The following is a 19627-nucleotide window of genomic DNA, read 5'->3' as shown; positions in this document are numbered from 1 at the left end:
TGCCTTAAGCAGTTGGCGATGGATTGGTACCACCGGTCCCTCGCCTTTTTTATCAGAACGTGAGTGAGTAACTCGATGTCGATGAGCGGATTAAATCGCCTGGCCGATCAGCTGTCCCGGGCACTGGCGTTGCTGGGCACCCTGGGCATCGCCGCCATGTTGATCCATGTAACGTTGGATGTGGTGCTGCGCAGTACGATGTCCTATTCCATTCCCGCCACGCTGGAGATTGTCACTCGCTACTACATGGTGACCCTTGCTCTGCTGCCACTGGCCTGGGTGGAACATCAACGCAATATGATTGCCGTTGAAGCCGTTACTGACGTTCTGGGTGAACGTTTTAAAGCCTGGACTGATGTATTGGTTGCGGTGATTTCCCTGCTGATCTATTTCATTTTTATGGTGGCGACCTGGACCAAGGCCGTCGAACAATTTGAACGCGGTGCCTACGTTATGTCGCTCGATTTCCCGATGCCGGTCTGGCCCACCTATTTTGTGATTCCTATTTCGTTCGGCCTGGCCTGCTTGGTCTGCCTGATACGACTGATCATCCATCTTTCCCCCACCCCATCCACCAACGCCCCGGAGTAAGGATTCACCATGTCGGTTGAAATCGGTTTGTACGGTCTGGTTGCTCTGCTGGTGTTGCTGGCCCTGCGTGTACCCGTTGCCCTGGCGCTGATGGCCGTCTCGCTCGGTGGTGTAACCTGGATGATCAACTGGGACGTTGCCATCGGTATGCTTGCTGGCACGCCCTATGATTTTGTTGCCAAATGGACGCTGAGCGCCGTGCCCATGTTCCTGCTGATGGGCTTCGTCAGTTACCACGCGGGCCTGACCGCCGGGCTGTTTAATGCGGCCAAGGTGGTGTTTCGCTGGCTGCCGGGCGGCCTGGCGATTTCCAGTATTTTTGCCAGCTCCGGCTTTGCGGCGGTATCTGGCTCCAGCCTGGCCTGCGCTGCTGCCATGGGCCGCATCGCGATTCCGGAAATGGTTAACAGCGGCTACAAGCCAAGTTTCGCCTGCGGCACTATTGCCGCGGGCGGCACCATTGGCGCGCTGATCCCTCCAAGCATTCTGATGATTGTTTACGGCGTTTTCGCTCAGGTGTCGATCACTCAGGTGTTCCTCGGCGGCATTACCATTGGTCTGCTGACGGCGTTCAGTTACACCATCGTTATTCTGCTGGTCAGCTGGCGCCGGCCGGACATCGTGCCGCGCAAGGTCGAAGGCGCCTACGATTACAGCCCGGCCCAAGCCATTCGTGAAATCTGGCCAGTGTTGCTGTTGGGTTTTATGGTGTTTGGCGGTCTGTTCAGTGGCTTTTTCACGGCGACTGAAGCAGGTGCGATCGGCGCGGCCGGTGCCATTATTATTTCTGCGGTTTTGGGCAAACTGAGCTGGGCACTGATTCGCACCTCGCTGCTGGAAACCCTGTCGACCACGGCTTCGCTGCTGATCATTGGGGTTGGCGCCAGTATGTTTACGGTCTTTCTGAGCCTCAGCGGTCTGGCGGGTTTCATTTCCCAGGCGGTTTCTGGCTGGGACCCAAGCTACCTGCAACTGATGCTGATGGTGGTGCTGATCTATCTGTTCCTCGGGCTGTTCATGGAACCCTTTGGCGCCATGCTGGTGACGTTGCCGATTTTAATGCCAGTTTTCGAGCAATACGACATCAGCCTGATCTGGTTTGGCGTGCTGCTGGTAAAACTGCTGGAGATCGGCATGATCACACCGCCGGTGGGCATGAATATCTTCGTGATACGCGGCGTCGCCGGCCAATACGCGAGTCTGGTCGATATTTTCAAGGGCGTCAGTACTTTCCTGATTGCCGACCTGGTGGTGGTTGCACTGGTTATTTTCTTCCCGGCGATCGTGTTGGTGCTGACGGGTAGTTGAACTTTGTGCCAGGAGTTTTTGCCGGACGCTGGTTTTGCCCTTCCTCGGTGTAATACGGTGGTAATCGCCCGTGCAGGCCACCGGGGAGACCCATCCGGGGTCGGCATGAACCCGTCCGTGGGGCAACTAATAACGGGTCACAAACACTTTGGAGTTTGTGTTGTGATCTAAAAAACCTTAGGTGGTAATATGGACGCTTTGTCCCCCGAAAGGAACGAACCTAACACCAACACTGGCACATCAACAGGAGCCCCGATGACCCAGAACACCCAAAAAATAGATGCCACCTTGTTGAACAGTCTGGTGGGTTACCGGTTACGCCGGGCACAGCTTGCCTATTTTGAGAACTTCACGGCGACCTGCACCGAACAGGGCGTAACACCGGGTCTGTTCGGTATTCTGTGTGTGGTGCGGGATAACCCGGGGCTGACGCAGACCGCCGTGGCCAATGCCATCGATACCGATCGCTCGGCGATGGTATCGGCGGTCGATAAACTGGAAAAGCAGGGGTTGATTGAACGTCGCCAGTCGGATTCCGACCGGCGTTCCTATGCCTTGTTCCTGACCGATGAAGGTGTGCGGTTTACCGAGAACCTGCATAGAAAAGTACTGGCGCACGAGGCTCATTTTGAGCAGGTAATGAACAAGGGTGAGAAAGAGTGGTTACTGGGCATGCTTGAACGCATTATTGAGCTGGATCATCCCGAGGGCTGAACGTGTCGAGAATTACGGGGCGTTTAACTCATCCGCCCAAAAGCCCTGTCATGCCGTATACCACCGCACCTACCAGAGTCGCCACGCCCACGTGACCGCTGATCCGCAGCGCAACCAGCACCGATACGCTGCCAACCACCAAGCGCAGCATTGAACCAAATGCCTCCTCCGGCTGCCAAAGCCCAACCACCGATAACACGATCAGGGCGGTAATCGCCGTCAGCCCCAGGGCACTGAGCATCAGGGTCAGTCGTGATGGGCGTTGGGACAAACCAGACCCGGTGATCAGAGGCAAAAATCGCATTAAAAACGTGCCAGCCCCGGCCAGCAGAATCAGAGTCATGAAATTCAAGACCGACCCTCCCGGTTCACACCCACCCAGGGCCGAATCAACGCGCCGCCGATCATGCCGACAATCATCGCCACATGCCCGGGCAGCCACAGCAGCGAGAGACCGGTTAGCACGGCACTCACTGCAATTACCGGCCAAAGCGCTCGCTGAAAGGCTTGCCCGATCAAGGCAATGAACAAAGCGGGCAACACAAAACTGAGCGCCTGGCCAATCACACCGTCATCGCCGCCTAGGCCAGCTCCCAGCATCACACCCAAGCCGGTGCCCATCACCCAGGAGCCATAGGCACCGAGCCCGACACCCACGCACCAGACCGGGGGCAGCTTGCGCCGGGTGGCTTCGGACATCGCCGTGGCAAAAGCCTCATCGGTCAGGCCAAACGCCAGCAGCGGCGACCAGCGACCCGGTTTGCGAGTCAGCTGTGCCGCCAGGGCCGGGCCATAGAAGACGTGGCGTACATTCAGCAGCAACACGGCCATCAGTGCTGTCAGTCCACCGGTTCCGGCCGCGAGCAGGCTGGCCAGAACAAACTGGGCTGCACCGGCGAAGACGATGATGGAGATGGCCATCGCCTGCCAGGGCGCGAGGTTTGCCTGTAACGCTACTACGCCAAAAGAAAACGCCATGGGCACGTAGCCGATAGCCAGCGAAGCGCTGGCTCGCAGGCCAGCTAAAAAATGTGACAGGGTAGAAGATGAATCGTCAGACACGGTCATGCTCAATGGCAAAATCAGTAAGCTTTGTATCGAAGGTGACGGCATCACTCAAGCATTAAATGAATTTGTGCGGTGATCGACAACCTTCAGAGAGAACTTCACTCTGGTGACTATCAGCCAGTATACAGCCCGCCCTCGCTCCGCTAACCTGTCTTCCGGATTACTTCCCAAAACCGTGTCAAAAAGGATGTAACATGATCGCACTGGTCGTCGGCCTGGTTATTTTTCTCGGCATCCACTCCACCCCTATGCTGGCGCCGCAATGGCGGGAATCGATGATTCGCCAGATGGGCCGAATGCCCTGGAAAGCTCTGTACAGCCTGGTATCGCTGATGGGATTCGGTCTGATCATCTGGGGCTATGGCATGGCCCGCCTCGACCCGGTCTGGGTCTGGTTTGCCCCCGGCTGGACCCGCCACCTCTCAGCCTTGTTGATGATCCCTGCTTTTATTTTCCTGGCAGCCGCTTATGTGCCGGGCAACCGCATTAAAGCCCGGCTTGGCCACCCCATGGTGCTGGCTGTAAAGACCTGGGCCATCGCTCACCTAATCGCCAACGGTACCCTGGCTGATATTCTATTGTTCGGTGGCTTCCTGGCCTGGGCCGTGGCGTATTTCATTTATGCCCGCCGTAAAGACCGTGCAAACAACACCCACTACCCGGTCAACGGCCTCAAGTACGACATCATCGCGGTTGTTGGCGGCCTGGTGGGCTATGCCGTATTCGCTTTCTGGGCCCACCAGTGGCTGATCGGCGTTCCACCCTTCGGTTGAGTTTTGCCTTGGTGCCAGGAGCCCGTGTCAGGCACCGGGTATACCTGTCTGGGGCCGGCGTGAACCCTTCCATGGGGCCTAGACCGCAGCATCCATGCTGCGGACTTCCCCAGACAGGTATACCCAGCACCCGACACTCAGCTGGTCGCAAATTCCGCACTTGAGTTCTAGTAAGCCTTAGCTTCTAAGCAGACCCCCAGACAAACTGGTAAACTGAGCGTCTAATTCTTACAAGCTCGCATTCAAAGTTGGCACTATGCAAAGTGTCGGCAACCCGGTTGCCGACACGAACCACAGGCAACAAGGCCAGCCCTGGCACCGGAATGCGAGCGACACCCTCAGGACACAGCCCATGATGCAATCCGACGACCTCCACCTTCACCTGCGTAACCTGGTCGAAGACGACTACCCCCAACTCAAGCGCCTGATGGACCGGGTGTATGACGATATTGGTGGCGCCTGGCCGGAAGAGACCATCAAACGGCTGATCAAGGATTTTCCAGACGGCCAGATTGCCATTGATGATGATGGCGAACTGATCGGCGTGGCGCTGAGCGTGCTGGTGGATTACACCACTTTCTCTAACCCGCACAAATACGACGATCTGATTGGTCAGCGGGAGATCATCCTGAACAACACCCGCGGCGATGCCATGTATGGGCTCGATGTGCTTATCGACCCGGATTACCGCGGCCATCGCCTCGGGCGTCGGCTCTATGATTCGCGCAAGGAACTGTGCCGTCAGTTGAATTTGCGTGCCATTCTGGCCGGTGGCCGGATTCCCAATTACCACGAACACGCTGATGAACTGAAACCGACCGAGTACATCGACCAGGTCGCCCGCAAGGAAATTCACGACCCGATTCTCTCGTTCCAGTTGGCTAACGACTTTCAGGTTAAACGCCTGATGCGCCGCTACCTGCCGGAAGATGAGAAATCACTCGGCTTTGCCACTCTGCTCGAATGGAACAACATTCTCTTCGAGCCGGCCGAGCTCGTGCTAGACAACACTCGAAGCCATGCCCGCGTTGGCGCTGTGCAGTGGCAGATGCGTGAATTTGCCTCGGTCGAGGATGTGTTGCAGCAGGTCGAATATTTCATCGATGCCTTATCGGGTTACCAGAGTGACTTCGCGGTGTTCCCGGAGCTGTTTAACGCTCCGCTGATGGGCCTGACCGACCAAACCGATCAGGTTGAGGCGATCCGATTTCTGGGGACTTTTACTGAAAAGTTCAAAACTGAAATGAGCCGCATGGCGGTCAGCTATAACATCAATATCATAGCGGGTTCGATGATTGAGGCCGACGACAACGGTTACCTGTACAACATCGCCTACCTGTTTCGCCGCGACGGCACTCAGGAGCGCCAGGCCAAGCTGCACATCACGCCGCAGGAGCGTCGCGACTGGATCATCGAGGGCGGTAACGAGCTGGCGGTTTTCGAGACCGATGCCGGGCGGGTTGGCATGCTGATCTGCTACGATGTTGAGTTCCCGGAGCTCGGCCGCCTGCTGGCCGATGACGATATGGACATTCTCTTCGTCCCGTTCTGGACCGATACCAAAAATGGCTACCTGCGCGTGCGCCACTGTGCCCATGCCCGGGCCATCGAAAACGAATGCTATGTGGTCATTTGCGGCAGCGTTGGCAACTTGCCCTCAATCGAGAACCTCGACATTCAGTATGCTCAGAGTGCGGTCTTCAGCCCGTCGGATTTCGCCTTCCCGCATGATGCGGTGCTGAACGAAACCACGCCCAACACCGAGATGATTTTCTTTTCGGATCTGGATTTCAACAAACTGAAACTGGTGCGCAGTGAAGGCTCGGTCACCAATCTGAAAGACCGGCGCAAAGACCTGTTCAGCCTGACCCGGCGCAATCCGAAGTAAGGTGGTTGCCTGGTGTCATGAGTCAGAAATTCGCAGGTCAATGGGCTTGGGTGGTGACCTCTGCTTCTGTGGCAGTCGGACTACCAGGTACGCCTTCTGAAGGCACGCCGTGAACCCATCCATGGGGGCTCGAAGACCGCATCCCTGCGGTCTAACGGCCTCCAGCAGGCGCACCTGGCAGTCCTTGGGTGAACATGAGGTAACTTCAGCACGAATTTCTAACTCATGACACTAGACGAAGTCGACTCTCGCATTAAACGCCACCACCACTCGATCCTTACTGCCGAAATACGGCAAGGCCGAGTGCTTTAGATAGGATGGAAAAATAACCACCTGCCCCGCGACGGGCTGGATGTCGTAAATACCCTGTCCATTCAGGTAATGACTCCCCGCATCCAGAAAATGATCGGCATTGACTCTTGGGTCGTAGAATCGGTTTACACCGCTGCGCCGCTCAAAGTCGGCATCGCCGACTTCAAGGTAGTAGATACCGCACCAGGAACAATTGGGGTGGGAGTGAGCATCGTGGTAGCCGCCCGTTTGGGTGAGGTGATACCAGCTTTCGGTGATGGTGACGTCTGCGCTGGCGTCTTCTGGCCAGTGGCCTTCGTTTGCGTAGGTGGCTATGTCCAGCACCAGCGACGATAACGCCTGGTTTAGCACCTGCACGTCGAGGTCGTCACCGTCGAGAAAGTCCAGCTCACTTTCGAACAGATGCTGTTTGGCGCCCACGGCGACTTCGCTGGCTACCGCTATTTTATGGTGAGCATGATGGCGATAAATAAGCGAGATCAGTTGGCTGGCGATCAGCGAATGCTCTGCCAGGGGCGCAATGAACAGTTCGCTGCCCCACAGCGGAATTGGTTCGATCATCGGTTCATCCTGTGCGCTGATGGCTGCTGGTTCGGCTGGGTGGTGATCTTGGCACATGGTAATCAGGCTCGGTAAGAACAACGGTGTGCCAGTGTACGGCCAGTGCCCCACCCAGACAAACACGGATGACTGTTGCGCTGCAGGAACGAAGCGGTCGACTATGACTTGCCAGGCCATGCTACCCTGAGGCTATGAAGAAACCCCCTAATTCGGAGATTTGAATGAACGCTGTTACCCAATTACTCCAGTCCCACCGATCGATTCGTGCCTTTACCAACAAACCGGTCCCGCAAGAGCTGGTAGAAGATCTGGTCCGCTGCGGCCAGGGTGCTGCTACGTCGAGCTTTATCCAAACCACCACGGTGATTCAGGTCACTGACCCGGAAAAGCGCGCCAAACTGGCTGAGTTGGGCAACAACCAGAAATACATTAACGAAGCGCCGGTGTTTTTCGTATTCTGTGCCGATATGAACCGTCACAAGCAAGCCTGCGAGATGCACGATGCGCCCATGCTGAGTGGTTTCACCGAGCAGTTCCTGACCGCTTCAGTCGATGCTGCCCTGTTCGCCCAGAACCTGGTCGTGGCAGCCGAATCTCAGGATCTGGGCATCTGCTACATCGGTGCGTTGCGCAATAACCCTCAGGGTGTCAGCGATGTGCTCGGCCTGCCCGATCTGGTCTACCCGGTCTTCGGCCTGTGCATCGGCTACCCCGACCAGAACCCGGAGGTAAAACCCCGTTTGCCGGTGTCAGTCGTACTGAAACAAAATGGTTACGAGCCAGATGATGTGGCGACTGTAAAAGACTACGACGAACACGTCCGACACTACTACGCGACCCGCAGTGGTAATCCAAAGAGCCAGAGTTGGAGCGAACAGATCTCAGGCATGCTGCAAAAAGAAGCGCGGCCCCACATGTTGCCCTTCCTGCAGAAGCGCGGGTTTTTGTTGAAGTAGTCGGCTGCCCTGGTTCAGCATACCTAGTGCGCCATGAGTCCGTGCCAGCCGCCGCTTGCGCCTATCCGGGGTCGGCGTGAACCCATCCATGGGGCCTAGACCGCAGCATCCTTGCTGCGGACTTCCCCGGCTAGACACAACCGACGCCAGGCACTCATAGCGTGGTTACTTGCGCTACTTTAAGAAGTAACTGGTCTTGTTCGTGTCGAAGACGGCCTAAAGGGCCCCCCCTTGCTTTACCTTCAGCCGCCTAAACCATCCACAACACCATGTCGTTTGGTTGCTCCAGCAAGGCTTTCCAGTCATTGCAGAAGCGAGCAATGGTGCCTCCGTCCAACACCCTGTGATCTCCAGACCAGCTGACCTGAATGATGTCTCGAATTTCGAGTTCATCCTTTTTGTTGGGTCTTGGCAGGCGCTGTAAACGACCAATTCCGACAATAGCCACCTCCGGTGCATTGACGATGGGTGTGGTGACCGTGCCGCCAATGGAGCCGATGTTGGAGACGGTAATCGTGCCGCCTTTCAGATCATCCGGACTCAGACGTCCCGACCTTCCGGATTCTGTTAAGCGTTTTATCTCTTCGGCCAATTCCAGCAGGCTAAGGTTTTGCACGCCTTTAATGTTCGGCACCAGCAGGCCCATTGGTGAATCCACCGCCATGCCTATGTTGTGATCGGCGAACTGGTGGATTTCATCGCCTGCGTCGCTCATGTGGCTGTTCACAATGGGGTGACGTTTCAGGGCAACTGAGAGGCTCTTGATGAACAGACTCATCACGGTCAGTTTAACGCCCTGGCTTTCCAGTCGCTGGTTCAGCGAACGGCGCAGCCGGGTCAGTTCGGTGACGTCGATTTCTTCGGAATAGGTAAAATGCGGAATGGTTTGGGCCGAATGCGTCATCTGCCGGGCCATGGCCGCGCGCATGCCTTTGACCGGAATGATGTCGACGTCGCCTTTGTGGGCCGTGGCTGCTTTGGGTTTGGCGGTTTCCGTTGGCTTGCGCTTGGATCCAGGCTCGTCTTCCAGTTCACCCATAAAACGCAGCATGTCTTCTTTCAGTACCCGGCCATTCTTGCCGGAGGCTGGCACTTTACCCAATTCAATTTCATGTTCACGCGCTATGCGTCGCACCGCGGGAGTCGCCAGTACCTTGCGCCGGTTTTCATCGGTGCTGCTGATACTCTGGCGCGTCTGCGTAACCGCTTCCGGTGCCTTGGGTTGGGCGACGGCCGGGGCAGTGGGCGTGTGGTCTTCGTAGTCGCTCAGGGCAAGTCGGAACAGGGGCGAGTGCACCCTGGCGATCTCGCCCTGCTCGACATAGCGCTTTACCACCCGGCCTGCGTGTTTGGCGGGAATTTGCACCAGGGCTTTGTCGGTTTGCACATCGGCTACCGGTTGGTCTTCGGTGACGGTATCGCCTTCTTCGACCAGCCATTCGACCAGTTCGCATTCAACAATACCTTCGCCGATGTCCGGCAGGATGAAATCTTCTTCGTAACCCGCCTTGGCGCTAGCCGTCGCTGGCGAAGCACCCTGGTTTTCAGGTTTGGGTTCTGTTTTTTTCTCTGGCTGACTGGGTGTAGATTCGTCTTCAATTTCCAGTGCAAACAGAGGTGCATGTACTTTGGCGATGTCGCCCTGCTCAACGTAACGTTTTAACACCCGTCCTGCGTGCTTGGCGGGAATTTGCACCAGGGCTTTATCGGTTTGCACATCGGCCACCGGCTGGTCTTCGACGACGATGTCGCCTTCTTCAACCAACCATTCCACCAGTTCACACTCAACAATGCCTTCGCCGATGTCCGGCAGGATAAAATCTTCTTTCATGGTCCTGCTCCTTAATAATTCATCGTGGCGTGAATGGCTTCGAAGACTTTGGTCTCATCCGGCATGTATTCGGCCTCGTGCGATAACGGATACGGCACATCAAGCCCGCAAACGCGATTGACCGGAGCTTCGAGGTGCAGGAACGCCTGCTCCTGAACGGTGGCGGCGATCTCGGCGCCGAAGCCATTGGTCAGCGGGGCTTCGTGGGTGACGACCAGGCGACCGGTTTTCTTCACCGAGGCAATCAGGGTATCGACATCCCAGGGCAGAATGCTGCGCAGGTCGATGACTTCGCAGTCGATGCCTTCCTTTTCCGCCCGCTCGGCGGCCTTGCTGGCGACCTCCATCTGGGCGCCCCAGGCGAGCAAGGTGCAATCCTGCCCTTCACGCACGATCTCGGCGACGCCGATGGGCAGTTCGTAATCGTCTTCGGGCACGTCGCCCACGGCAGCGCGGTATAACCGCTTTGGTTCAAAGAAAATCACCGGATTGTCATCGCGAATCGAGGCCAGCAACAACCCTTTGGCCTGATGCGGGTTGCGGGGCACGACGACTTTTAAGCCGGGGGTGTGCGCAAAATACGCCTCGGGGCTTTGCGAGTGATAATGCCCGCCGCGAATGCCACCGCCGTAAGGGGTACGAATGGTCAGCCCGCCAACGTTGAATTCATTGCCGCTGCGATAACGGAACTTGGCGGTCTCATTCACAATTTGGTCGAACGCCGGAAAAATGTAATCACCAAACTGGATTTCAGCGATGGCTTTATGCCCTTGCGAAGCCAGGCCATTGGCAAAGCCTATAATGCCCTGCTCGGTCAACGGCGTATTAAAACAGCGCGCCCGGCCGAACTTCTCCTGCAAATGGCTGGTCGCCCGGAACACACCACCGAAGTGGCCAACGTCTTCGCCGAAACAGACGACTTTATCGTCTTTTTCCATGGCGGTGATCAGGGCGTTGTTAATCGCCTGTAACAGATTCATCTGACTCATGCGTCCAACCTCCCTGATGTTTTCGGATACTGATCCGGGTATTTGCGCATGTGCGCTTTCAGCTGTTTCAATTGCTGACGCAAATGCGGTGTTGGTTCGTCGTAGACATCGGTAATCAGGTGATCAATGATCGGCACCGGCCGTTTTTCGGCTGCTTTCATTGCCGCCAGAATGGTAGCCCGGTGTTCGGCATAGAGCGTCTTCTCCTGCTCATCACTCCACCAACCTTTATGAGTCAGCCAGTGTTTGTAGCGCAAGATCGGGTCTTTCTTGGCCCACTGGGCCTCTTCATCTTTGGAGCGATAGCCGGTCGGGTCATCGGAAGTGGAATGCGCGCCGAGCCGATACGACATCGCCTCGATTAGCACCGGTGCATTGTGTTCCAGCGCATAGGCTCGCGCTGCAGCGGTGGCCGCATAAACAGCGAGTAAATCGTTACCGTCAACCCGCATCGTGGCAATGCCATAACCAATACCGCGCGAGGCAACGCCGTCACCACTGAACTGCTCAGCCGAAGGCGTGGAAATCGCATAACCGTTGTTACGACACAAAAAGATCGTCGGGCATTTCAACACGGCCGCCATGTTCAGGCCGGCATGAAAGTCACCCTCACTGGCGGCACCCTCACCAAAGTAACAAATGGTGCAGGCATCAAGGCCATCCAGTTTCTGGCCATAGGCATAGCCTGCCGCTTGCGGAATCTGGGTGCCCAGGGGCGAGGAAATGGTGTTGTAATTCAATGCTTTGCTGCCGTAGTGAATCGGCATCTGGCGGCCCTTGCCAAGGTCGCGCTCGTTGGAAAAGCACTGATCCATAAACTGGTCCACGGTGAAACCCCGGTGGCGCAAGGCACCCTGCTCCCGGTATTGAGCAAAGATCATATCCTGAGGCTTCAACGCACCCGCACTGCCGACACTCGCCGCTTCCTCGCCAAGCGAGGCCAGATAGAACGGAATTCGACCCTGGCGCTGCGCCCCAACCATGCGTTCATCCAACACGCGGATAAACACCAGGTCGTCATACAGTTTCAACGCCATCTCTTTATCAAACTCAGGCTCCTGCGCGCCTTTGTACAGCGTGCCGTCCTGCTTCAATACCTTAAAGGTGGGAATATCGAGGGCATCGCCCAGCACAAAGCCCGGCTTGTGGATGCTTTTACTCATAGGACCCGTTCCTGTTCTTGTTAACAATTCAGACCGCCTTTTGAGCGACCCCGGTTCACATTATTCATTGCTGAGGGATCACCTCAGTTGAGCCTAGCTTAGGGGCAAATGGGTTGCCTGGCAGCCACTTCTGCATTGAAGCCACGAGTTACCCTGTTGGGCTGGGTTTACGTTTGTGGCTCGGGGCCGCGAATGGCGCCGGGTAGGGGTCTGGCGGGTCGCTGCAAGTACATCCATGTAAGCTCGGCGGTCACCATCCATGGTGACCGACGCCCCGCCAGACCCCTACCCAACGCCAATCGCTGGTCTTCAGTGGTTGCCTTCAAAACTAAAATTCATATTTAAGGTGTATGCGGAACTGGACTTTTACCTCTGTATTTTTTGGTCAATTTGAAACCACCGCTGCAGCTTAAGGGATACCGGGTGCACCTTTTGCGGACCGTTAGATCACATGGATGTGATCTTCGAGCCCCCATGGACGGGTTTACGGCGTGTCCGCAAAAGGTGTACCCGGTGTCCCGACAAAACCTCCCGGGCGGCTACACAACTTGCCACAGTAATCACCCCAAAGCCTGGTTAACCTTGGAAGGCACAGGCTTGCCCAGTTTTTCGAATAACCACCGGCCCGTCGCCGCCAGCGCTTCAAGGTCGACGCCCGTGTCGAAGCCCTCGTTTTCGAGAAGGTAGACCACCTCTTCGGTGGCGACATTGCCGCTGGCTCCGGGGGCATAAGGGCAGCCGCCGGCACCGCCGACGCTGCTGTCGAAGGTGCGGATGCCAAGGTCGAGGCCTGTCATGATGTTGGCAGCGGCCATGCCGTAGGTATCGTGGCAGTGGAGTCCCAACTGGTCGGCATCGTGTTCGGCGAGCAGGGCGGTCAGTACGGCCTTGATCTGACGTGGCGTGCCGCGACCGATAGTGTCGCCCAGGCTGACTTCGTAGCAGCCCATTTCGAACAGGGCCCGGACGACCGGTAGCACCTGCGCCGGGGTAATTTCGCCTTCGTAGGGGCAGGCTACCAGGCAGCTGACGTAACCGCGTACGCGTACGTCGGCGGCCAGGGCCTGCTCTGCCACTGGTTTGAATCGGGCCAGGCTCTCTTTGATTGAGCAGTTGATGTTCTTTTGGCTGAACGTTTCGCTGGCGGCGCCAAAAATGGCGATGTCTCTTGCGCCCGAGGCCTGTGCCGCCTCCCAGCCCTGCAGATTCGGAACCAGCACAGGGTATCTCTCGTAGCTGGTGAGATTCAGCCCGGCCAGCACCTGATCAGTCCCGGTCATTTGCGGGACCCATTTCGGTGAGACGAAACTGCCCGCCTCTACCGTGGACAGGCCCGCCTCTACCAGACGCCGGATCAGCTCCAGCCGGTCAGTTACCGAGAGCGGGGTAGATTCGTTTTGCAGGCCATCGCGCGGCCCGACTTCCACCAGATTGACTGCTGGCCTGCTCATGCGGCGGCCTCCTCATCGGGTTCTACCACAAACAGCACCTGGCCATCTTCGACCCGGTCGCCGACCGCCAGTGAGCACTGCACCAGGGTGCCGTCAACTGGAGCTGTCAAAGTGGTTTCCATTTTCATGGCTTCCATCGACAGGATCTTGTCGCCGCGTTTAACCCGGGCACCCGCCTCCTGATGCACCGCAGTTACCGTGCCGGGCATCAGCGCTTTCACCTGGCCATCACCACCCTGTCCATCTTCATGGGCAGCTTCGGCCTGCCACCAGACCTGGTGCCAACGGCTGTGACCATCGTCTACCTCGATGCCGGTAGCATCCGGCCAGGCATCCAGCTGACAACGGTGCTGACCCGCGCGGCTTTGCAGGCGGTAACGCTCGTCACCCAAGTGCTCGACTGTGACGTCGCTCAGTGTCAGCGTTTCAGTAGCGCAATGTGCCTGCCAGACGCCCTGATGTACCGTCACCACACATTGCTCGGTTTCACTTTGGTTATACAGCCAGCGACGTTGCTGAAACCGCCGCCAGCCGGAAAGCCGCTGCCAGGGGTCGGTGTGATCGGCATCGCGGTGATTCTGCACCACGCTGGCGGCCAGCGCCGACCAGCAAGCCGGTTGGTCTGGCTGGTGTTGCCAGAGGTCGCGGTGGGCCTCAATCCAGTGGGTGTGGATGTTGAAATCGGCTACGTCAGTTGCAGCGCAGAGGCGGCGCAGGAAATTCAGGTTGGTGGTGAGGCCGATCAGGCGGGTCTCAAACAGCGCGCGATTCAGGCGGGCCAGGGCTTCACCCCGGTTCGCGCCGTGCACAATCAGCTTGGCCAGCATGGGATCGTAGAATGGTGAGACCTCACTGCCGCTTTCGATGCCGGTGTCGATGCGTACGCCCGGGCCTTGGGGCCAGACGACATGACTCAACCTGCCGGTGGTGGGGCGAAAATCCTGATCCGGATCTTCGGCGTACAGGCGCACTTCAAAGGCGTGGCCTTCCGGGCGCGCCGGGCGCCCGCTGGGCAGTGGCTCGCCTTCGGCGATACGCAGCTGCAGCGCGACCAGGTCGAGCCCGGTGATGCATTCGGTAACCGGGTGCTCGACTTGCAGGCGGGTGTTCATTTCCAGAAAGAAAAAGTCGCCACTGGCATCGACGATGTATTCGACCGTGCCCGCGCCGACATAGCCAATGCTCGATGCCGCGACTTCAGCGGCCTGCCACATCGCCTGACGGGTCTCGTCATTAAGTTTCGGGGCTGGGGCTTCTTCGACCACTTTCTGGTGACGCCGCTGCAACGAGCAATCGCGTTCAAACAGCGACCAGACAGTACCCTGCGTATCGGCCATAATCTGCACTTCAACGTGGCGCGGATTAACCAGATAGCGCTCCAGCAGCAGCCGGTCGTCGCCAAAGGCGTTACGGGCTTCGCGGCGGGCGCTTTCCAGCGCATCGGCAACCTGATCGAGTTTCTCGACCACACGCATGCCTTTACCACCGCCCCCGGCCGAGGCTTTTACCAGCAACGGGAAGCCAATGCGTTCTGCTTCTTCAAGCAGGCGGGTATCACTCTGATCGTCGCCATGGTAGCCGGGAATCATCGGCACCCCGCGCGGTTCCAGCGTTTGTTTGGCAGCGGCTTTCGAGGCCATGGCACGCATGGCAGCCGGGGGTGGCCCGACCCACGCAATGCCGGCTTCGGTCACAGCTTCGGCGAAGTCGGCGTCTTCCGATAAAAAGCCATAGCCCGGATGTACCGCATCAGCACCGGTGTCGCGCACCGCCGCCAGCAAAGCATCGCGATTCAAATAACTCTGGCTAGCCGTCGCGCCGCCCAGGCAAATGGCCTGATCGGCTTCGCGCACGTGCAGGGCGTTGCGGTCGGCATCAGAATAAACCGCGACGGTTTCAATGCCGAGCGCGCGGGCGCTGCGCTGAATGCGCCGGGCAATTTCGCCGCGGTTGGCGATGAGTAAACGGTGTATGCGTTTCATGAGGGTTCAATCCAGTTCGGGTTGCGCTTGTCGAGAAAGGCGGTCAGCCCTTCCTGGCCTTCGGCGCCGACACGCTGGCGGCCGATGCGGCCAGCCAGTTCGTCCATTAGTGCATCATCTACAGGCCGTTGAGCAACGTCTTTGACCAGGGCTTTGGCCATGGCCTGGGCCTCAGGGCCACCGGCGGTCAGGTCACTGAGCAGTCGCGACAGTTCGGCCGCCAGGTCTTCTTCATCGACCACTTCGTGCACCAGACCCATGGCGCAGGCCTGCTGGGCAGTGAAACGTTCACCAGTTTGAAAATAACGCCGCGCCTGACGGGCACCCATGGCGCGCACCACAAAGGGAGAAATAGTTGCCGGGGTCAAACCCAGCCGTACTTCACTCAGCGCAAAAAAAGCGTTCTTGGTGGCCAGCACGATGTCACAACAGGCGAGCAAACCGACACCGCCCCCCATGGCCGCACCCTGGGTAACGCCCACTAGCGGTTTGCGACAGGTATCGAGTTTCTGCATCAAAGTCGCCAGCTTGCGCGCGTCGTCCCGGTTTTCGGTTTCGGTGCGGTCTTTCATCGCCCGCATCCAGTTCAAATCGGCACCGGCGCTGAAATGTTTGCCTTCGGCTTGCAACACCAGAACTCTAATGCCCGGATTAGCATCAAGCGCGTCAATTTGATGCGTTAATTCCGCAATCAGTTCCGCACCGAAGGCATTGCGTACTTCGGGCCGGTTCAATGTCAGATAGGCAACTACGCCTTCTTGTCTAACCGTTAGTGCCTGCATAACAACTCCCGCCTCACTCATCCACATTCGGAGTTTAACTTGACCTTTTTGCCAATCGTCCGTGCCAGTCACCGGGTGTGTCTAACCGGGGTCGGCGTGAACCCATCCATGGGGCCTAGACCGCAGCATCCATGCTGCGGACTTCCCCGGATAGACACACCCGGCAACAGTCACTCTGATAGCAGCCAACTCCTAACTTGTATAATTACATCCGAAACACGCCATAGCGTGTCGGTTCTGTCGGTGCGTTGCGACTCGCTGAAAGCGCCAGCGCAAGCACGACCCGGGTGTCGGCCGGGTCGATAATGCCGTCGTCCCATAATCGACCGGTGGCGTAGTAAGGGTCGCCCTGAGTTTCGTATTGCGCCTGAATGGGTGCTTTGAAATCAGCCAGTTCTATTTCGCTCATCGGTTCACCTGCCGCCGCTTTCTGATCGGCTTTAACCGTGGCCAAAACGTTCGCCGCCTGTTCTCCACCCATAACGGAAATGCGCGCATTGGGCCAGGTCCATAGGAACCTCGGGTCGTAGGCGCGGCCACACATGCCGTAGTTGCCAGCGCCGAAACTGCCGCCAGTAATGACGGTGTATTTTGGGACCTTGGCACAAGCTACGGCGGTGACCAGCTTGGCACCGTCTTTGGCGATGCCGCCGTTTTCATATTTTTTGCCGACCATAAAGCCGCTGATGTTTTGCAGGAAGACCAGCGGAATATCGCGCTGATTACACAATTCAATAAAGTGCGCGCCTTTTAAAGCAGATTCCGAAAACAGAATACCGTTGTTGGCGAGAATGCCGACCGGTTGGCCTTCAATATGGGCGAAGCCGCAGATCAGGGTGGTGCCGTAGAGGGCTTTGAATTCATCCAGCTTCGAGCCATCGACAATACGCGCGATCAGTTCACGGGCATCGATTGGGGTGCGGGTATCGTCTGGAATCAGGCCGTAAATTTCTTCCGCCGAGTAGGCCGGTGGCTCGGCTGGTTGTAAACCACGTTCGGGTTTTGCGGGCCAGTTAAAGTGGCGAACGGCCTGACGCGCCTGCACCAGTGCGTGATCGTCGTTGTCGGCCAGATAGTCAGCTACGCCACTGGTGCGCGCATGTACATCACCGCCGCCCAGGTCTTCGGCCGAGACTTCTTCGCCGGTGGCGGCTTTTACCAGTGGTGGACCGCCGAGAAAGATCGTGCCCTGATTGCGCACGATGATACTTTGGTCACACATCGCCGGTACATAGGCACCGCCCGCTGTGCAGGAGCCCATTACCACCGCCAGTTGTGGAATCCCCTGGGCCGACAGGTTGGCCTGATTAAAAAAGATGCGGCCAAAATGTTCGCGATCGGGGAAGACTTCATCCTGCAGCGGTAAATACGCGCCGCCGCTGTCGACGAGGTAAATACAGGGCAAACGGTTTTCCGCTGCGATGGCCTGGGCGCGCAAATGTTTCTTTACCGTCATCGGGTAATAAGTACCGCCTTTAACAGTGGCGTCGTTGGCGACGATCAAACAATCGATGCCTTCGACCCGGCCAATTCCGGCGATCACACCGGCGCTGGGCACGGCGTTTTCATACAGACCCCAGGCCGCCAACGGCGCAATTTCCAGAAAGGGGGAACCGACATCCAGCAGGCGTTCAATACGTTCACGCGGCAGGCGTTTGCCCCGGGCGAGGTGCTTGGCGCGCGGGCCTTCGCCACCGCCCAGCTCGACCTGGTGCAGACGCTGTTGCAGTTGGTCGCGCAGGTCTCGATTTGCTTTTTCCTGTCGCTGAAACTGCTCTCCGCGCACGTCGATGCGCGATTGAATTCGGCTCATGCGCCACGCTCCTCAATGGATCGAACGATAATTAAATTCTGAATGTCGCTGGTGCCTTCGTAGATTTTGGTCACTCGCACATCCCGGGCAATTTGCTCCAATGGGAAGTCACTCAGGTAACCATAGCCGCCCAATGTCTGCAGCGCATCGGAGCAGACTTTTTCGGCCATTTCGCTGGCAAACACCTTAGCCATGGCGGCTTCGCGCAAGCAGGGTAACCCTACGTCTTTCAGCCGCGCTGCATGCCAAACGAGTTGCCGCGCCGCTTCTATTTGAGTCGCCATATTTGCCAGCCTAAAACTCACGGCCTGATACGTCATTAAGGGCTCACCAAAACTGGTGCGCTCAAGCGCATAAGCACAGGCCACTTCATGCGCGGCTTGCGCCATACCGACACATTGGGCGGCAATGCCAATACGGCCGCCTTCAAGGTTACTCAGGGCAATCGAATACCCTTGGCCTTCCTTACCCAATAAGGCATCTGCAGGTAGGGCAAGGTCGTTAAAAGTTAGCTGCGCTGTATCCGAAGCCCGCTGACCCATTTTCTCTTCAACGCGACTGACTTCGTAACCGGGCAAATGCGTCGGCACCAAAAAAGCACTAATGCCCTTCTTACCCGCCGCCGGGTCCGTCACCGCAAACACAATGGCGAGATCTGCAATCGCGCCATTGGTTATAAACTGTTTGGTGCCATTCAACACCCAGCCACTGTCGGTTTTGGTCGCCCGGGTCTTCAATGCCGACGCATCCGACCCGGCCTGCGGCTCAGTCAGACAAAACGCACCCAGCTTTTCACCACTGGCCATCGGTACCAGCCATTCCTGCTGCTGTTGCGATGACCCAAACCCAAACAAGGGCCCACACACCACAGAGTTCATTACCGAGGTAATGGTCGACAAAGCCCCATCACCCCGGGCAATTTCTTCAACCACGAGCGCCAACGTCAGATACCCGGCACCCACGCCCCCAAGCTCTTCAGGCACAGTCAGTCCATAAAACCCCTGCTGACCCATTTCCCGAATCGCATCAATCGGATGCTCACCACTGCGATCCCACTCAGCCGAATGCGGTTTCAACTGCTCCCGCGCAAACACCCGTGCTGCATCACGCATCATGATCTGAATATCACTTAACCCAAAGTCGGACTGTACTGTCATGAGATCGCCTGTCGTATTTATTCAGTTTGCTTCGGTGCCGGGAGTTAAAGTTCCGGGTTTCCCGGTTGGCTCTACTTGATTGCCGGGCGTTCGTGGCGGGCGCCGGGTAGGCCCTTCCGGGGTCGGCGTGAACCCATCCATGGGGCCTAGACCGCAACATCCATGTTGCGGACTTCCCCGGAAGGGCCTACCCGCCACCCCCCACTTGTCTCACGGCTTAACTCAAATTCAACCACTCGATCTTCAGTCTTTTTCCAAGTGATTCTGCAACCACCGTGGACCAGCTCA

The 19627-nt window shown here is 57.4% G+C and carries 17 protein-coding genes; 6 read left to right on the top strand and 11 right to left on the bottom strand.

Going from position 1 to position 19627, the window contains the following annotated elements; all coding sequences use genetic code 11:
* Nucleotides 1-63 precede the first annotated feature (63 nt).
* The 3 genes from WEB54_RS09890 (at nucleotide 64) to WEB54_RS09880 (ending at nucleotide 2613) form a co-directional block, all read left to right on the top strand.
* The gene (locus tag WEB54_RS09890; protein WP_368055330.1) at nucleotides 64-591 is read left to right on the top strand and encodes a TRAP transporter small permease; all 528 of its coding nucleotides are present in this window, start codon (nucleotides 64-66) and stop codon (nucleotides 589-591) included.
* 9 nt (nucleotides 592-600) lie between these two features.
* A complete protein-coding gene (locus WEB54_RS09885) occupies nucleotides 601-1899 on the top strand; it encodes a TRAP transporter large permease (RefSeq protein WP_368055328.1) in 1299 nt (432 codons plus the stop codon).
* Between the two features lie 255 nt (nucleotides 1900-2154).
* Nucleotides 2155-2613: a MarR family winged helix-turn-helix transcriptional regulator gene (locus WEB54_RS09880; RefSeq protein ID WP_368055326.1), complete on the top strand. Its 459-nt coding sequence runs from the start codon at nucleotides 2155-2157 to the stop codon at nucleotides 2611-2613.
* Between the two features lie 28 nt (nucleotides 2614-2641).
* On the opposite strand, the gene WEB54_RS09875 is transcribed toward WEB54_RS09880, so the two are convergent.
* Nucleotides 2642-2956, bottom strand: a complete 315-nt coding sequence (locus WEB54_RS09875; protein ID WP_368055361.1) for an AzlD domain-containing protein — start codon at nucleotides 2954-2956, stop codon at nucleotides 2642-2644.
* Nucleotides 2957-2961: 5 nt separating this feature from the next.
* Nucleotides 2962-3675 (bottom strand): AzlC family ABC transporter permease, encoded by a 714-nt coding sequence (locus WEB54_RS09870; protein WP_368055325.1) that lies wholly within the window; start codon nucleotides 3673-3675, stop codon nucleotides 2962-2964.
* Between the two features lie 200 nt (nucleotides 3676-3875).
* On the opposite strand from WEB54_RS09870, the gene WEB54_RS09865 reads away from it, so the two are divergent.
* Nucleotides 3876-4454: an NnrU family protein gene (locus tag WEB54_RS09865; RefSeq protein ID WP_368055323.1), complete on the top strand. Its 579-nt coding sequence runs from the start codon at nucleotides 3876-3878 to the stop codon at nucleotides 4452-4454.
* A 355-nt stretch (nucleotides 4455-4809) separates the two neighbouring features.
* Complete coding sequence (locus tag WEB54_RS09860; RefSeq protein ID WP_368055359.1) at nucleotides 4810-6342, top strand: GNAT family N-acetyltransferase; 1533 nt, start codon at nucleotides 4810-4812, stop codon at nucleotides 6340-6342.
* Nucleotides 6343-6573: 231 nt separating this feature from the next.
* On the opposite strand, the gene WEB54_RS09855 is transcribed toward WEB54_RS09860, so the two are convergent.
* Entirely contained in the window at nucleotides 6574-7215 is a 642-nt protein-coding gene (locus WEB54_RS09855) for a putative 2OG-Fe(II) oxygenase (RefSeq protein ID WP_368055321.1), read from the bottom strand.
* 221 nt (nucleotides 7216-7436) lie between these two features.
* Here WEB54_RS09855 and nfsA point away from each other — a divergent pair, with 221 nt between their 5' ends.
* Complete coding sequence (gene nfsA / locus WEB54_RS09850; RefSeq protein ID WP_368054439.1) at nucleotides 7437-8171, top strand: oxygen-insensitive NADPH nitroreductase; 735 nt, start codon at nucleotides 7437-7439, stop codon at nucleotides 8169-8171.
* A gap of 250 nt (nucleotides 8172-8421) precedes the next feature.
* On the opposite strand, the gene WEB54_RS09845 is transcribed toward nfsA, so the two are convergent.
* The 8 genes from WEB54_RS09845 to WEB54_RS09810 form a co-directional block, all read right to left on the bottom strand.
* Complete coding sequence (locus WEB54_RS09845; protein ID WP_368054441.1) at nucleotides 8422-10002, bottom strand: dihydrolipoyllysine-residue acetyltransferase; 1581 nt, start codon at nucleotides 10000-10002, stop codon at nucleotides 8422-8424.
* 11 nt (nucleotides 10003-10013) lie between these two features.
* Nucleotides 10014-10991, bottom strand: a complete 978-nt coding sequence (locus WEB54_RS09840) for an alpha-ketoacid dehydrogenase subunit beta (RefSeq protein ID WP_368055318.1) — start codon at nucleotides 10989-10991, stop codon at nucleotides 10014-10016.
* Nucleotides 10988-12154: a thiamine pyrophosphate-dependent dehydrogenase E1 component subunit alpha gene (locus WEB54_RS09835; protein WP_368054445.1), complete on the bottom strand. Its 1167-nt coding sequence runs from the start codon at nucleotides 12152-12154 to the stop codon at nucleotides 10988-10990. Before WEB54_RS09835 ends, WEB54_RS09840 begins: the two co-directional genes overlap by 4 nt.
* 560 nt (nucleotides 12155-12714) lie before the next feature.
* Nucleotides 12715-13605, bottom strand: a complete 891-nt coding sequence (locus WEB54_RS09830; protein ID WP_368055316.1) for a hydroxymethylglutaryl-CoA lyase — start codon at nucleotides 13603-13605, stop codon at nucleotides 12715-12717.
* Complete coding sequence (locus tag WEB54_RS09825; RefSeq protein WP_368054449.1) at nucleotides 13602-15587, bottom strand: biotin carboxylase N-terminal domain-containing protein; 1986 nt, start codon at nucleotides 15585-15587, stop codon at nucleotides 13602-13604. The genes WEB54_RS09830 and WEB54_RS09825 overlap by 4 nt, the downstream gene beginning before the upstream one ends.
* Nucleotides 15584-16369, bottom strand: coding sequence for an enoyl-CoA hydratase/isomerase family protein (locus WEB54_RS09820; protein WP_368054451.1), 786 nt, complete (start codon nucleotides 16367-16369; stop codon nucleotides 15584-15586). The genes WEB54_RS09825 and WEB54_RS09820 overlap by 4 nt, the downstream gene beginning before the upstream one ends.
* Nucleotides 16370-16574: 205 nt before the next feature.
* Entirely contained in the window at nucleotides 16575-18182 is a 1608-nt protein-coding gene (locus WEB54_RS09815) for a carboxyl transferase domain-containing protein (protein WP_368055313.1), read from the bottom strand.
* A complete protein-coding gene (locus WEB54_RS09810) occupies nucleotides 18179-19339 on the bottom strand; it encodes an acyl-CoA dehydrogenase family protein (RefSeq protein WP_368054455.1) in 1161 nt (386 codons plus the stop codon). Before WEB54_RS09810 ends, WEB54_RS09815 begins: the two co-directional genes overlap by 4 nt.
* Between the last annotated feature and the right edge of the window lie 288 nt (nucleotides 19340-19627).

The sequence above is a fragment of the Saccharospirillum sp. genome (assembly GCF_040881935.1).
GTDB lineage: Bacteria > Pseudomonadota > Gammaproteobacteria > Pseudomonadales > Natronospirillaceae > Saccharospirillum.
The sequence above is the reverse complement of the archived record's forward strand: the minus strand, read 5'-3'. Positions and strand labels throughout refer to the sequence as shown.

Bases quoted from the DNA above. Each gene is read 5' to 3' on its own strand.
- WEB54_RS09865 (WP_368055323.1), top strand. From the start codon at position 3,876: ATGATCGCACTGGTCGTCGGCCTGGTTATTTTTCTCGGCATCCACTCC.
- WEB54_RS09860 (WP_368055359.1), top strand. From the start codon at position 4,810: ATGCAATCCGACGACCTCCACCTTCACCTGCGTAACCTGGTCGAAGAC.
- nfsA (WP_368054439.1), top strand. From the start codon at position 7,437: ATGAACGCTGTTACCCAATTACTCCAGTCCCACCGATCGATTCGTGCC.
- WEB54_RS09875 (WP_368055361.1), bottom strand. From the start codon at position 2,956: ATGACTCTGATTCTGCTGGCCGGGGCTGGCACGTTTTTAATGCGATTT.
- WEB54_RS09830 (WP_368055316.1), bottom strand. From the start codon at position 13,605: ATGAGCAGGCCAGCAGTCAATCTGGTGGAAGTCGGGCCGCGCGATGGC.
- WEB54_RS09840 (WP_368055318.1), bottom strand. From the start codon at position 10,991: ATGAGTCAGATGAATCTGTTACAGGCGATTAACAACGCCCTGATCACC.
- WEB54_RS09855 (WP_368055321.1), bottom strand. From the start codon at position 7,215: ATGATCGAACCAATTCCGCTGTGGGGCAGCGAACTGTTCATTGCGCCC.
- WEB54_RS09845 (WP_368054441.1), bottom strand. From the start codon at position 10,002: ATGAAAGAAGATTTTATCCTGCCGGACATCGGCGAAGGCATTGTTGAG.
- WEB54_RS09815 (WP_368055313.1), bottom strand. From the start codon at position 18,182: ATGAGCCGAATTCAATCGCGCATCGACGTGCGCGGAGAGCAGTTTCAG.
- WEB54_RS09880 (WP_368055326.1), top strand. From the start codon at position 2,155: ATGACCCAGAACACCCAAAAAATAGATGCCACCTTGTTGAACAGTCTG.
- WEB54_RS09835 (WP_368054445.1), bottom strand. From the start codon at position 12,154: ATGAGTAAAAGCATCCACAAGCCGGGCTTTGTGCTGGGCGATGCCCTC.
- WEB54_RS09820 (WP_368054451.1), bottom strand. From the start codon at position 16,369: ATGCAGGCACTAACGGTTAGACAAGAAGGCGTAGTTGCCTATCTGACA.
- WEB54_RS09825 (WP_368054449.1), bottom strand. From the start codon at position 15,587: ATGAAACGCATACACCGTTTACTCATCGCCAACCGCGGCGAAATTGCC.
- WEB54_RS09810 (WP_368054455.1), bottom strand. From the start codon at position 19,339: ATGACAGTACAGTCCGACTTTGGGTTAAGTGATATTCAGATCATGATG.
- WEB54_RS09885 (WP_368055328.1), top strand. From the start codon at position 601: ATGTCGGTTGAAATCGGTTTGTACGGTCTGGTTGCTCTGCTGGTGTTG.